Source organism: Rhizobium brockwellii (assembly GCF_000769405.2).
GTDB classification, from domain to species: domain Bacteria; phylum Pseudomonadota; class Alphaproteobacteria; order Rhizobiales; family Rhizobiaceae; genus Rhizobium; species Rhizobium brockwellii.
Map to the genome: position 1 here is coordinate 2,674,319 of NZ_CP053439.1, position 12,624 is coordinate 2,686,942.

General features: G+C 62.9%; 13 protein-coding genes. 3 read left to right on the forward strand and 10 right to left on the reverse strand.

Features of this window, described 5'->3' with window-relative positions; all coding sequences use genetic code 11:
* Positions 1-103 precede the first annotated feature (103 nt).
* The 3 genes from RLCC275e_RS13385 to RLCC275e_RS13395 form a co-directional block, all read right to left on the reverse strand.
* Complete coding sequence (locus RLCC275e_RS13385) at positions 104-1,018, reverse strand: phosphotriesterase family protein (protein WP_033180818.1); 915 nt, start codon at positions 1,016-1,018, stop codon at positions 104-106.
* 198 nt (positions 1,019-1,216) lie between these two features.
* On the reverse strand, positions 1,217-1,873 hold the full coding sequence (locus RLCC275e_RS13390; protein WP_033181022.1) for a Vgb family protein: 657 nt from the start codon (positions 1,871-1,873) through the stop codon (positions 1,217-1,219).
* A gap of 56 nt (positions 1,874-1,929) precedes the next feature.
* Positions 1,930-3,150 (reverse strand): ATP-binding protein, encoded by a 1,221-nt coding sequence (locus tag RLCC275e_RS13395; RefSeq protein WP_033180819.1) that lies wholly within the window; start codon positions 3,148-3,150, stop codon positions 1,930-1,932.
* A gap of 119 nt (positions 3,151-3,269) precedes the next feature.
* Between RLCC275e_RS13395 and RLCC275e_RS13400 the strand changes: the two genes are divergently transcribed.
* Both RLCC275e_RS13400 and RLCC275e_RS13405 read left to right on the forward strand, forming a co-directional pair.
* Positions 3,270-4,067 carry a DUF899 domain-containing protein gene (locus RLCC275e_RS13400; protein WP_033180820.1) on the forward strand — a complete coding sequence of 266 codons (798 nt, stop codon included), beginning with the start codon at positions 3,270-3,272 and terminating at the stop codon, positions 4,065-4,067.
* A 5-nt stretch (positions 4,068-4,072) separates the two neighbouring features.
* Positions 4,073-4,435, forward strand: coding sequence for a hypothetical protein (locus RLCC275e_RS13405; RefSeq protein ID WP_033180821.1), 363 nt, complete (start codon positions 4,073-4,075; stop codon positions 4,433-4,435).
* 279 nt (positions 4,436-4,714) lie between these two features.
* On the opposite strand, the gene RLCC275e_RS13410 is transcribed toward RLCC275e_RS13405, so the two are convergent.
* Positions 4,715-5,362: a metallophosphoesterase family protein gene (locus RLCC275e_RS13410; RefSeq protein WP_033180822.1), complete on the reverse strand. Its 648-nt coding sequence runs from the start codon at positions 5,360-5,362 to the stop codon at positions 4,715-4,717.
* A 273-nt stretch (positions 5,363-5,635) separates the two neighbouring features.
* Between RLCC275e_RS13410 and RLCC275e_RS13415 the strand changes: the two genes are divergently transcribed.
* Positions 5,636-6,259 (forward strand): RNA ligase family protein, encoded by a 624-nt coding sequence (locus RLCC275e_RS13415; protein ID WP_033181023.1) that lies wholly within the window; start codon positions 5,636-5,638, stop codon positions 6,257-6,259.
* Between the two features lie 209 nt (positions 6,260-6,468).
* Here RLCC275e_RS13415 and RLCC275e_RS13420 read toward each other — a convergent pair whose 3' ends face one another.
* The 6 genes from RLCC275e_RS13420 to RLCC275e_RS13445 all read right to left on the reverse strand — a co-directional run bounded on the left by RLCC275e_RS13420 (position 6,469) and on the right by RLCC275e_RS13445 (position 12,598).
* Positions 6,469-7,299, reverse strand: a complete 831-nt coding sequence (locus tag RLCC275e_RS13420; protein WP_033180823.1) for an inositol monophosphatase family protein — start codon at positions 7,297-7,299, stop codon at positions 6,469-6,471.
* Entirely contained in the window at positions 7,296-8,126 is an 831-nt protein-coding gene (locus RLCC275e_RS13425) for a glycerophosphodiester phosphodiesterase family protein (protein WP_033180824.1), read from the reverse strand. The genes RLCC275e_RS13420 and RLCC275e_RS13425 overlap by 4 nt, the downstream gene beginning before the upstream one ends.
* Positions 8,127-8,238: 112 nt before the next feature.
* Positions 8,239-9,345 carry an ABC transporter ATP-binding protein gene (locus RLCC275e_RS13430; RefSeq protein ID WP_033180825.1) on the reverse strand — a complete coding sequence of 369 codons (1,107 nt, stop codon included), beginning with the start codon at positions 9,343-9,345 and terminating at the stop codon, positions 8,239-8,241.
* Positions 9,346-9,347: 2 nt separating this feature from the next.
* Positions 9,348-10,265: an ABC transporter permease subunit gene (locus tag RLCC275e_RS13435; RefSeq protein WP_033180826.1), complete on the reverse strand. Its 918-nt coding sequence runs from the start codon at positions 10,263-10,265 to the stop codon at positions 9,348-9,350.
* A 4-nt stretch (positions 10,266-10,269) separates the two neighbouring features.
* Positions 10,270-11,160: a carbohydrate ABC transporter permease gene (locus tag RLCC275e_RS13440; protein WP_033180827.1), complete on the reverse strand. Its 891-nt coding sequence runs from the start codon at positions 11,158-11,160 to the stop codon at positions 10,270-10,272.
* A 130-nt stretch (positions 11,161-11,290) separates the two neighbouring features.
* Entirely contained in the window at positions 11,291-12,598 is a 1,308-nt protein-coding gene (locus RLCC275e_RS13445) for an extracellular solute-binding protein (protein WP_033180828.1), read from the reverse strand.
* Positions 12,599-12,624: the final 26 nt, after the last annotated feature.

Below are 12,624 nucleotides of genomic sequence, written 5' to 3' on the forward strand. Positions count from 1 at the left end.
GCGCGCTAGCGGCGCCGAATTGACGGCAATCGGCTGAACCGGGTCTTGAGCAATTCCAGGTATCGCGACATGATTGGCGGGCCTCTTTCGCCCGGCCACTCCCCTATCGGGCAAAAGCCTCGAACGGATTGTCGTGGGTCAGGCGCATCAGGGTCCCGTCGTCTATGCCGCGCCGTTTCAGCTCGGGCAGCAACACCGTGGAAAGATGGGTGTACGGCTTGGGTATCCCGCCCATCGGCTGCGCCGGATCGAACCAGCCGCGGTCATGGCTCAACAACAAGCGATCGCCGCAGCCCGCCTCCAGCGCCTTGATCACCAGCTCCGCCACCTCGTTGTCCCCGCCCCGGCCGACATGGTCATATTCGATCCAGGCGCCTCGCTCAGCGACGGCGACATTAAGGGCGAAGTCCGTTTCTTCCTGCGTGTGGATGGAGATGAACCTGTCGGCCTTGTAGCCTTCCGCCTCGATGACATCGAGCTGGTCCATGACGACCCGTCCCCTGATCGTATGGCTGCCGATGACGGCGTCTGTCTGCGCTGCGGCGCGCGCGGCTGCCCGCAGGATTTTCGTCTCGAGCGCCGTCATACCGTCATCGCCGGCGCTGAGCTTGATCCAGCCTGCCTGAAACCCGGTCTCGTCGATCTGCTCCGTCAGCTCGCGAAGCATCCACGCTTCCAGCTCTTTCTCGGAAGCCTGGCGGACCCATTCGGGAATCCAGGGCTCTCGGTAATTGCCGGTGGGCACGACGATCGGAAAATCCGTCGCGAGCGAGACAGCAAGATCGATATCCGCACGGCGTCCGACGCCGCCCGTCGAGCATTCGACCAGTGCCGTCACCCCGAGCTTCTTGATCCGCTCGATCTCGGGGGCCATCAACCGAACGACGTCTTCGATCTCTGCTTCGGCATACCCGGGCTGGTCCGGCGTCCTGAGGTCGACGAAAACGTGCTCGTGCGGGAGGATCATTCCAAGTTCGGATTTGCTCTTAGGCCCGAGCGTGGTGCGCAGATATTTCAAAATCTCTCCCCCGCGATCATACCGGCTTTGCGTAAAGGCCTCGACCGACACTGCCGCGAAAGTAGCTCGTCACGCACCGAAATCAATCTCCCACTCGGTTAAAATTCCAACAACTTGCCCCTTGATCTCGACTTCCAACTTGGCGCCCGAATTGCTGGCGAGCTGACTGTCGTATCGGCCTCTTCGGCGTCGCATCGGCTACTTCCCCTTCCCCTCCTTGCCCTGCGCCGGCCGGCTGATCGCGCGGATCTTGCCGCTGCCGCCGCCACCGCAGAAGAAGCAGTCGCCGCCGTCGGATTCGAGGCCGGAGACGCCGGTACCCTCGGGCATATCAAGCCGCTCCAGCACCTCCCCGGTTTCAGGGTCGATGCGCCTGACGTCGCTGTCATCGCCCTCCCAGGTGCCGTGCCAGAGCTGGCCGTCGACCCAGGTGACGCCTGTCACGACGCGGTTGGATTCGATGGTGCGGAGGATCTTGCCGGTTTCCGGGTCGATCTGGTGGATCCTGCGGCCGCGGTGCTGACCGACCCAGAGCGAGCCCTCGGCCCAGGCAAGGCCGGAATCGCCGCCATTGCCGGGCGCCGGGATGGTGGAAAGGATGTGGCCGGTCTTCGGATCGATCTTGTGGATGACATCCTCGGCGATCTGATAGAGGAACTCGCCATCGAAAGCCGTTCCGGCATGGGATGCAACCTCGATCGAGCGCACCACCTCGCCGCTTGCGGGATCGAGCGCGTTCAGCCTGTCGCCCGAGGCGAACCAGACGTGCTCACCATCGAAGGTGACGCCGTTGACGCGCTCGGCGCCGGGAAAGGGTCCATATTCACGGATGATCGTCGCAGCCGATTTTTTCATCTCTTCCATCCTGTTTGCCCGTTTGACCAGGGCCATCTTCATTCAGTCAGGCCATACTAGTCGCTTGGCAAAGGTCCCGGGAGTAACAAGATCGTCGGGAAACCGGGCAGCGGCGGGCTCATCCAACGCCGCGCCCGCCCGCGCCCGAAGGATTGCACCTTGCCCTCCCCGGCAAGTGAATCCAGCGCCCGCTGTACGGTGCGCGGGCTGGCGCCGAGCGCGATCGCCAACGCCGAGCTCGACCACGCCTCGCCATCGGCGAGAAAGGCAAGCACCGCCCCATGCTGGCCTTCGACCAGCGGCGCCAGCACGGCGATCTCTCCGGCACGCCGCGGCGAAAGCGCAAAGCCGCGTTTCGTCGCCGAGACCTCCGCCAATCCCCGCAGTTCGGCACGCAGCCGGCCGATCTCGACGCGCAGCCGGGCACGATGCGATTCATCGGCATGTTTGCCGCGGAAGGCGCGCGCGATGAGCGTGCCGCGTGCCACATCCGCCGGCCAAGCTTCGGCAAGCGTCCGGGCGAGCGTGAAGAGCACCGGCCGCGTTGCCAGCGACACCGAAAGCTGATCGTCGCGCACGACATGGCGGCAGGCATCAACGACGAGCGTGCCCGAACCCAGCAGCTCTTCCACCTCCTCGAGCAGCAGCGGGCTTTCCCGCCAGCGCGAGATCAACCGCGCCACCGGCGCGCTGAGCACGTGGGCGGCATTTTCCACCTCCGCCGTCAATACCGGCATACCGGCCTCGCGCGCAGCCTGCCTCGCCCGGTCGAGAGCCTCGTGCGCCGCTTTCGTCTGCAGGCGCCGGATCGCGATGCCCGCGACCACCAGCTCGTGAGCGGCCCTTGCCGCCGGCGGCAGCGGCGTCGGATCGAGCGTTTCCAGCGCCCGCTCGGCCTCGTCGAGCCGGCCGATCAGCACCAGCCGGCGAAGCTCGACATTCCTAGCATGGGCGGCATTGACCCTGTCGCCATGCGCTTCGAGCACCTTGCGCGCCGCCTCCAGCGCCTTGGGCGGCCAGGTGAGATCGCGCGAGACCAGTGCGATCTCGGCCTCGGCGACCACGCAGCGGGCCCGCGCCATCGCCTCTCGCGGGCCGAAGGCGCGCGCCGCGCTCTTCAGCAGCGCCTTGGCGCGGACGAGATCGCCGAGCTGCGCCATCGCGATACCGCGCAGCGCCAGCGCCGGCGCATCGTCGCGAAGCGCCACCCGCTTCAGCGCGCCGAGCGCATCTCCCACTGCCAGCGCCCGCGCCGCCGCCGTGATCAGCGAGTCCATTCAATTCCCGTCACACTTGTCACTCCCACCATTTCCCCACCTGGCTTTAGATTTGTCGTCGACCGGCAAGCAAGCCTGCGCCGGATGCTACGACGAGACACAGGCAAAGGAGAAGACCCATGACGGCACAGCTGAACGCAACACGCCAGCAGTGGCTGGCAGCAAGGCTCGATCTGCTCGAGGAGGAGAAGGAACTGACCCGGCAGAGCGACGCGCTGGCGATGAAGCGCCAGCAATTGCCGCGTGTGAGGATCGACAAGCAATATCGCTTCGACACTGACGGCGGCAACGTCTCGCTGAAGGATCTCTTCGGCGGCCGCTCGCAGCTGCTCGTCTATCACTTCATGTTCGGGCCGGATTATACCGCGGGATGCCCGTCCTGTTCGTCGATCGCCGATGGCTTCAATGGCTTCTTCCTTCACCTGGAGAACCACGACGTCGCCTTTTGGGCAGTCTCCCGCGCGCCGCTCGCAAAGCTCGAAGCATTCAAGCGACGGATGGACTGGAGCTTTCCCTGGGCGTCGTCCTTTGGCAGCGACTTCAACGGCGATTTCAGCGTCTGGTTCTCTGCCGAGCAGCAGCACCAGGGCGATGTAGACTATAATTACCGCCGCGAACCACCCGCCCCCCAACCGCTCGCCGCAAGGACTGTCCAGGAGTGGCAGCCCCGCGACAACGAGGCGCCGATCACCCAGATTGCCGCCATGACCGGCACCGATGTCCCCACCTATACCCGCGACCGCCCGGGTGTCAGCGCCTTCGAGCTCATCGACGGCGCCGTCTACCACAGCTATTCCAGCTATGCGCGCGGGCTGGACGGGCTCTGGGGCATGTACCAATGGCTCGACCGCGCCCCCAAGGGCCGCAACGAAACCGGCATCTGGTGGCGCCACCACGACCGGTACGGCAAGGAGTGACGCCGATGCTGCTTTCGGCCCACACTCCAGAGCGAGGCGACGGCAACGTCGCTCTCAACGCCGCCGAATGGCTCTCGCTGGCCGCCTCAGCAGACGGATCAGCGGCTAAGCCGAGCAGTGGCATCGCTAGCCCGGGCGGCCGGATTGCTGCCCACACCGCCGATTGGCTGTCGCTCGCCGCCGCCCCGACATTCGCGGTCATGGCACTGCTGACGGCCACGACCGGCAGTGCCGACATGATCTGCATGACGACGCCGGATGCCTTCCCGATCGGCGGAATGGTGCCGATGTACCTGCTGATGAGCGGCTTCCACCTGGCGCCCTGGCTGCGGCTCGCCACCGGCTGGCAGGGCTTGAGTGGGCGGTGATGGTACCAAGCGCCGCCACATCTCTCCTCCGTCATTCCTGTGCTTGTCACAGGAATCCAGTGCGCCCAAGTCCTTGGGCGCGGGAGAACGACTTCCTTCTGAGAGTCATTCACGGCGCCGACGCGCCGTGGCTGGATTCCTGTGACGGGCACAGGAATGACGGAGATTGGAATGGTGTTCTCGCCAAACTTTCTGCTGACGAGTCATGGCGAGGCGATAGCTTCCCCGCTAAGCAGCACTCCCGCACTGCCTTTTCTGGTATTATCTCCCTGCCCAAGTTCATGCCCTCACCTCGATAAAGTCGATCGGCCCGCCGGCAATCTCGTCATCGAAGACCGCGCAGGAAAGCTTGCCGCCGAAGACGCAGCCGCTGTCGATGTTGGTGCGGTTTCCTGTCGTCACCGGGTTGGACAGCGACGGTGTATGGCCGTGGACCAGGTGCTTGCCCCAATAGTCGCTGGACTCACCGGAAGGGAACCGTAACCAGAGAAGGTCGTGCTCGCTCTGCTGCTCCAGCGGAAATGCTGGATCGACGCCGGCATGGACGAAGATGCGATATCGATCGACATACATGAGGGGACGATCGGCCGCCCATTGCAGATGCTGGGGCAGAACTCTGCCGCCATAGGACATTTCGGTTTCAAGTCCGCCGATGCCGCTGCCGATCCACACGTCTCTGCTATCGCTATCGGCATAGGCAGCGACCATCAGGTCCTCATGATTGCCTTTCAGGCAGATCCATTGCCACGGGTCCGATGGACCGGCGATGATCCGGTCGAGGACGCTTTTGCTGTCAGGCCCGCGATCGACATAGTCGCCAACGAAGACGACGGTCCCTCCAGGCGCATAGGCCGCGATCCGATCGATCATCCTGTTCAGCGGATCGATACAGCCGTGTATATCCCCTATGGCGAACGTGTAGCGCATGTTTCAAGCTTCTTGGTTGCAATGCGACGGCCCGCGGCCAAGGTTGAGAGGCCAGGACTTGTGCGGAGGCTCACGCCGCGCCGTCCGCCTCATCATAGCAAACGAAAGCCCGCCGCCATTGCGAAAACCGACTCGTTCTCCAGCATTTATCGTCATTGGCTCTCATTTGGCTTGAATTCGAATATGATCATCGCACCAACCACCGAAGATGCCGATCCGCAGACGGGTGCGACCTTGCATTGTGCGGTCGCCACCGGTTATGCGTTCATCACCATGAAGAAATACGGACGAACCTATCACCTACCGATTTCTCCCGGAGCGACGAGCGATGACAAAGTCATGGCGATGCTTGACGGGCTGATGATTGGCGATCTTGTCATCACCGAGAAAATGGATGGTGAGAACACGACCATCTATCGGGGCGGGTCTCATGCGCGTAGTCCCGATAGCCGTTACCATTCGTCGCGCGATTGGCTTAAGGCTTTTGCTGCCAGCATCAGCCCGCAACTTGCAGATGGCGAACGCATCGTCGGTGAGAACCTCTATGCCCGGCACTCGATCGGTTATGATGATCTGCCGTCATACTTCCTCGGCTTTGCATGGATTATCGACGATAAGGTCCAATCCTGGGATCTGACGCAAGCCCGGTTCGAAGAACTGGGCATCGTTCCGGTGTCGACACTATATCGGGGACCATACAAAGCCGGCCTGTTCGAAGATACTGCGGCATCGCTGGATAAGACCAAGCAGGAGGGGTTCGTCGTTCGGATCGCTGATGCGTTCCTGGAAACCGAAATGCCAGTTCGGATGGGCAAGTATGTGCGGGACAACCACGTTCAGAGTGAAACGCATTGGATGCAGTCGGAACTCATCCCCAATCGCTTGGCAAATTCCTGACGGTCGCTCGCCTCTCCTCCGTCGTTCCTTGTCACAGGAACCCAGCCACGGCGCGTCCGCGCCGTGAATGAGTCGTAAGGCGAAGCAGGTTCACCCGCGCCCAAGGACTTGAGCGCACTGGATTCCTGTGACAAGCACAGGAATGACGTAGGGTGGGGTGGCGCTTCTGCCAAACTTCAAACCGGCGCAATGCCGAACCACACCCGCTATCACCCCTCCGTAAAACTCCGGCGGATCGCGTCCCAGCTTTCCGCATCCGGCGCCAAGAGCAGCCGGCCCTTGGTCATCGCAGGACGATAGGCTTCGCCACTGAGCAATGCCCCGTAGCCGCCGGCTTCTTGATGGATCAGCACGCCGGCGGCGTGATCCCAGGGTTTGAGCTCGGCGTTCAGCGAAAAGCTCATCACCCCTGATGCAACCGCCCGGTATTCATAGGCCGAGCAGCGCCATGTAGTCGTTCGGGCAAAGCGCAGCAGGCTCTGAGCGTAGACCGGCTGCTCCTCGGCGGGGAACATATGCAGTGGAACGAAGCCGTGCATTTCCCCGATCGGCCCCGGCGGCGCGGCGCTGAGCCGGGTCTGCCTGCCATCGCGGGCGATATGCCATGCCCCTCGCCCCGGTCGCGCGGCGAGGAAATCGCCGGTGACGGGATAGTGGATCAGCCCGGCCACGGTTTCTCCGCCGGAAACGATCGCCACGATTATGCCGAACAGCGGCAGGCCGTGGGCGAAATTCCAGGTGCCGTCGACAGGATCGATGATGACGGCGAGATCGGCGTCGGCCAGCCGCGCCAGTATGGTGAGATCGGCCGAAACCGCCTCTTCGCCGATGAGCACTGCCTCAGGAAACCGCGCCGAAAGCGCCTCGGTGAGCCGCCGCTCGGCGCCGAGATCGGCATCGGTCACCAGATCGTCAGGAGCGCTCTTGGTGCGAATGCCCTCGGCGGTGACGCCGAGGAAGCGGGGCAGGATCTCCGCCTCCGCCGCCCGGCGCATATCCGCCATCACGGCGGAGAATATGTCGTCCGACACGTCCCTCATGCCCGGCGCGCCTCGATATAGGCCTTGAGCGCCGCTGGCTGGTCGGTCTGGATGACGCTGATGCCGGCCGCCATCATCCGTCCCCAGATTGCATCCGGATCTTCAAGCGCCGCACTGTCGGTCAAGCCGCAGCAGGAGACCGGATCGAGCGTGTTGACCCAGAGCGAGATTCCGGCGTTGCGCAGACGCTCGTGCTGGCCGGCCAGCGTCTCAAGCGCATCGAACTTGGCTTCGCACATGAACGGGCGCGCCGCGATGACTGCCTTTGCAGTCTCTTCGGCGCTGCCGATCCTGAAGAACGCCTGGCCCATGAACGGAATGCCGTCGATCCCTTTTTGCCTGGCGAGCCAAGCCAGCGCCTCCGGCGTGCCGGCACGGGCCTTAAGATCGACCTGGTCGGCCATATCAATCTCTTTGACCTTGGCCGCGACGATGCCCATCATCTCGAGGTCCTTGAGATCGAGATCGACGAAGATGCGGCCGCGCACGGTTTCAAGCACCTGTTCGAGCGTCGGAATGGTCTGCGTCGTGAACGGCTGGTCCGACCCGCCATCGGCCATGCGCAGTGGCAGGCTGGTGATCTCGGCGATCGGCATCTCCTCTGGGATGCGATCGATGCCGGCCATGCGCTTGAGCGTGTCGTCGTGCAGGATGAACAGCACGCCATCGGCGCTCTGGCGGATATCCACCTCGACGATGTCATAGCCGCCGGCAATCGCGTTCTCGATCGCGGCAAGGCTGTTTTCAGGAGCATGATGCCAGGCACCGCGATGGGCGACGATGGCGCAGGAACGCGACGGGTCGGCAATGTGGTCGATGTATTTCATGGGGCTTCCTCTAGAATAATTCCAGCAAAATTGCGCAGCGGTTTCCCGTCAGGAATTGTGTTAAAACAAATAGATAGAACATTTCCGTGGTTCGGAGAAAAGCGGAAATGTTCTAGTTTGCGCCGAATGCGCCTGGTATGGCCTTGCCGCTCTCCGCATCGAAGAGATGCAGGCGGGAGGCAGGGAAATTGAGAGAGAGTTGGCTGTGATCCGGTATCTCGACACCGAAGGGCGTGGCGATCCTGACGACCGAGCCGCCAAGCTCGGCTGCCAGGATCGCGTGCGAGCCGAGATCCTCGCGAAACCGCAGAGCTGAGGTGACCACCTGTCCGTTAGCCGTGCCGCCGATCAGGATATCCTCGGGGCGGATGCCGAGCTGATAGGCGCCGGTAAGCCGGGCTTGCGCCACCACCTGCCCGTCGGCGAACCGGAGGACGGCGCCGTCGCCGGTGACGGGCAGGATGTTCATTGGCGGCGCGCCGATGAATTTGGCGACGAAGACCGAGGCCGGCTTGTGATAGATCGCCTTCGGCGTGTCGAACTGCTCGATCCGCCCCTTGTTGAGAATGAGGATGCGATCAGCAAGCGTCATCGCCTCCACCTGATCATGGGTGACGAAGACGGTGGTGGCGCCGATGCGCCGGTGCAGCTCGGCGAGTTCGACGCGCATGTCATGACGCAATTGTGCATCGAGATTGGAGAGCGGCTCGTCGAACAACAGTACGCCGGGCTCGCGCACGATGGCGCGGCCGATCGCCACGCGCTGGCGCTGGCCGCCGGAAAGCTGCCCCGGTTTGCGGCCGAGGAAGTCCGACAGCCCGAGCATCTTCGCCACCGCACCGACCCGCTCGATGCGCTCGGGCTTCGCCATGCCTGATACCTTGAGGCTGTAGGCGATGTTGTCGAAGACGCTCATATGCGGATAGAGCGCATAGTTTTGGAACACCATGGCGCAGCCGCGATGTTTCGGTTCCAGATCCTGCACCTGCCGGCCACCGATGACGATCGTGCCGCCGCTCACCCGCTCGAGCCCCGCGATCATCTGCAACAGCGTGGACTTGCCGCAACCGGAGGGGCCGAGCACGACGGTGAATTCGCCGGCCCTGAGCTCGACATCCATCGGCGGAATGACGACGGTCTCGGCGTCATAGGCCTTGGTGACGCCTGACAGCGTGATGTTGGCGGCAGCGGCGCGGATGGCCATGTCGATGGCGTTCATGGCTATTTCTCCGTGAGAGCGAGGCCCTGGACGAGATAGCGCTGCAGGAGCGCGATCATCGCGAGCGGAATGATCGAAACGATGACGGCGCCGGCCATGATCATCGGGAAATCAGGGATCTCTCCCTCCGAATCCGGCACAAGCCGCGCCAGCCCGACGACGGCGGTCTGCATGTCTGACGTCGAGGCTGCGACCAGCGGCCAAAGATATTGCGTCCAGCCGCTGAGGAAGGTCAGCACGAAAAGCGCGGCGAAGCTGGTGCGCGACAGCGGCAGCAGGATATCGAAGAGGAAGCGGATCGGCCCTGCCCCATCCATGCGCGCCGCCTTGAACAGATCCTTGGGCAGGGTGAGGAAGAACTGCCGGAACAGGAAGGTGCCGGTGCCATGCGCCACAAGCGGCGCGATCAGGCCGAAGTGCGTGTTCAGTACGCTCCATTCGAGCTTCACCGGCGCGCCGAAATATTCGGCGATCAGCCCGTTCAGGCCGGTGACGTCGAGCAGCGCATTGACCGGCGAAAACACGTTCGACGCCACCTGGTAGGTGGTGATGACGCGGATCTCGATCGGCAGCATGATGGTCGCGAGAATCAGCGCGAAGGCCACGCCCGCCCAGCGAACACGGAAATACACGATGGCATAGGCCGACAGAAGCGACAGGACGCAGGTCGCGAATGCATCGCCAAAGGCGACCACCAGACTGTTGAACATCTGGATCGGGATGTGCGTTTCGGTGAAGATGTGCGCCGCATTGGCGAAAAACTGATCGCCGGGGTACCAGGCGAGCCCGTTGCGCAGCATGAATTCATAGGATTGCGAGGCTGTCGCCAACGTCAGGTAGAGCGGCCCGAGGATATAGACGATGCCGACGATGAGCACGAGGCCAGCTACGATATTGAGGGAACGTGCGTTTTCGATCATGGGGTCACCGCTCGTAGTTGATGCGCCGGCCGAGGAAGAGGAACTGGGCGGCAGTGAGGAGGACGACGAAGACCATCAGGATCGCCGTCTGGGTCGAGGCGCCGGACAGATCGTAGCCGCTGAAGCCGTCGGTGTAGATCTTGTAGACGAGCAATGTGGTGGCGCCGCCCGGACCACCATGGGTGATCGTATCGATCAGCGCGAAGGCCGAGGTGACGCTTTCGGTGAACTCGAGCACCAGCGTCAGGAAGAGCTGCGGCATGATGAGCGGCAGCTGCACGTCGAAGATCCGCCGCCACGGCCCTGCCCCGTCCATCGCAGCCGCCTGGTGCATGGTCTTCGGGATCGATTGCAGGCCGGCGAGCAGGATGACGAAATTGAACGGGATGCCGCCCCAGACATGCGCTGCAATCAGCGTGATGAAGCCGTCTGTGCCGTTGATGCCGGGCGCCCAGATGCCGGGAAAGGCTGAGTTGAGTGGCGCGAGCACGCCGACGAAGGGATTGAAGATGAAGGCGAAGACGACGCCGATCGAGGCGCCGGCAACTCCCTTCGGCCAGACGAGCACATTGCGCGCCGGCAGCGACAAGCGGATCTTCCGGTCGGCCGCGACCGCAAGGATCAGAGGGACCACCACCGCGAGCGAGGAGGCGGTGACCATGAAGACGATAGTGCGCCAACAGGCCTCCCAGAACTCCGGATCGGAGAACACGCGGGCAAAATTACCCCAGCCGACGAACATCGAGCCACCGCCGAAGGGGCGCTCAAGGAAGAACGACCAGTAGAAAGCCTGGAAGACAGGCACGTAGAAAAAAAGCGCGATCAGCAGCATGAGCGGCGCTACCAGCAGAAGCGGCAGCCAGCGATGGCTGAAGAGAGAAGATTCCGACATCATAGAAAAGCCCTGCATTAAAAGACCGTCACGGGCGTATGGGTCCCATGCCTGACGCACGGGAGCGCTTAGGACGCGCCCCGTGCGTGGGACACGCGGGACGTTCAAACGTCCCGCGCGTGAGATGTCGGGATCACTGTATCTTCACGCCCTTGTAGGTCTGCTCGAAGCGGCGCAGCAGCTCGTCGCCGCGCTTCTTGGCGTTGTCGAGCGCCATCTGCATGGTCTCCTGGCCGGCAAAGGCCTTCTGCGTCTCTTCCGTGAACACTTGACGGAACTGCACATAGAAGCCCAGACGGATGCCGCGGGTATCCGGCGTGCGCGGCTGGTTCATCGACTCGATGCCGACGGCGGCCGTCGCATATTTCGGCGAGTTCGCCTCGCCGCTCTTGGCGATCGCATCCATCACGTCGTTGGTGACGGGGACGTAACCGGTGGCGGCGGTCAGGAACATCTGCTGTTCGGGACGGCGCAGGAAGTCGAGGAAGGCCTTGGCGCCTTCGACCTCGGCCTTGTCGTGGCCCTTCATGATGTAGATCGAGGCGCCGCCGACAAACGTGTTGTGGCGCTCATAGCCCTCATACATCGGCGCCATGCCGACTGACAGTTCGTATTTGCCTTCGAATGCCTTCGCCGAGGCGGTATAAGAACCTGAAGAGTTCTCCATCATCGCGCATTCGCCGGTGTTGAAGGCGGCGGTGAAGTTGCCGGCCTTGGTATCGGCATTGAGCTTGACGAGCCCCTCCTTGCGCCAGTCGATCAGGTTCTGCAGATGCTTGGCGGCGAAAGTCGTGTTGAACACATATTCGGCGTCGAGACCGTCATAGCCGTTATGCTTTGAGGCGATCGGCAGGCCATGGCGGGCGGAAAACTGTTCGAGCACGCGCCATGTATCGCCATCGGTGGTAAAGGGGCAGGCATGACCTGAAGCCTTCAGCTTGCGGGCGGCCTCGATGATCTCTTCCCAGGTCTCAGGCGTCTTGGTGATGCCGGCTTTCTCGAGCTCGGTCTTGTTGGTGTAGAACAGCAACGTCGAGGCATTGTAGGGCTGCGCGAAAAGCGTCCCGCCGGAGGTTTCGTAATAGGCCCGGGCGCCTGCGATATAATTGTCCCACTTCACCTCGGGCAGCTCCTCCTGGACCGGCACGACGGCATCAGACAGCATCAGGTCGAGTGTGCCGGCGTCGAAGAACTGGATGAGGACGGGGTGGTTGTTGGCACGGAAGGCGGCGATTGCCTTCTGCATCGACACTTCGTAGCTGCCCTGGCCGACGCAGGTGATGTGATGCTCCGATTGCGCGGCATTGAAAGCGCTGCACTGGTCCTGGATCGCCTTTTCGACGACGCCCGTATTGCCGTACCAGAATTCGATATTGGCAGCCTGCGCCGAACACGCGCCCGACATCAGCGCGGCCGCGGCCGCCAGAATGGAAATCTTCATTTTGCCCTCGCCTGATTTGATCGGCC

Coding starts and splice junctions, on each gene's coding strand:
- RLCC275e_RS13410 (WP_033180822.1), bottom strand. CDS start 5,362: ATGCGCTACACGTTCGCCATAGGGGATATACACGGCTGTATCGATCCG.
- RLCC275e_RS13445 (WP_033180828.1), bottom strand. CDS start 12,598: ATGAAGATTTCCATTCTGGCGGCCGCGGCCGCGCTGATGTCGGGCGCG.
- RLCC275e_RS13405 (WP_033180821.1), top strand. CDS start 4,073: ATGCTGCTTTCGGCCCACACTCCAGAGCGAGGCGACGGCAACGTCGCT.
- RLCC275e_RS13390 (WP_033181022.1), bottom strand. CDS start 1,873: ATGAAAAAATCGGCTGCGACGATCATCCGTGAATATGGACCCTTTCCC.
- RLCC275e_RS13420 (WP_033180823.1), bottom strand. CDS start 7,299: ATGAGGGACGTGTCGGACGACATATTCTCCGCCGTGATGGCGGATATG.
- RLCC275e_RS13435 (WP_033180826.1), bottom strand. CDS start 10,265: ATGATCGAAAACGCACGTTCCCTCAATATCGTAGCTGGCCTCGTGCTC.
- RLCC275e_RS13440 (WP_033180827.1), bottom strand. CDS start 11,160: ATGATGTCGGAATCTTCTCTCTTCAGCCATCGCTGGCTGCCGCTTCTG.
- RLCC275e_RS13400 (WP_033180820.1), top strand. CDS start 3,270: ATGACGGCACAGCTGAACGCAACACGCCAGCAGTGGCTGGCAGCAAGG.
- RLCC275e_RS13425 (WP_033180824.1), bottom strand. CDS start 8,126: ATGAAATACATCGACCACATTGCCGACCCGTCGCGTTCCTGCGCCATC.
- RLCC275e_RS13415 (WP_033181023.1), top strand. CDS start 5,636: ATGAAGAAATACGGACGAACCTATCACCTACCGATTTCTCCCGGAGCG.
- RLCC275e_RS13430 (WP_033180825.1), bottom strand. CDS start 9,345: ATGAACGCCATCGACATGGCCATCCGCGCCGCTGCCGCCAACATCACG.
- RLCC275e_RS13395 (WP_033180819.1), bottom strand. CDS start 3,150: ATGGACTCGCTGATCACGGCGGCGGCGCGGGCGCTGGCAGTGGGAGAT.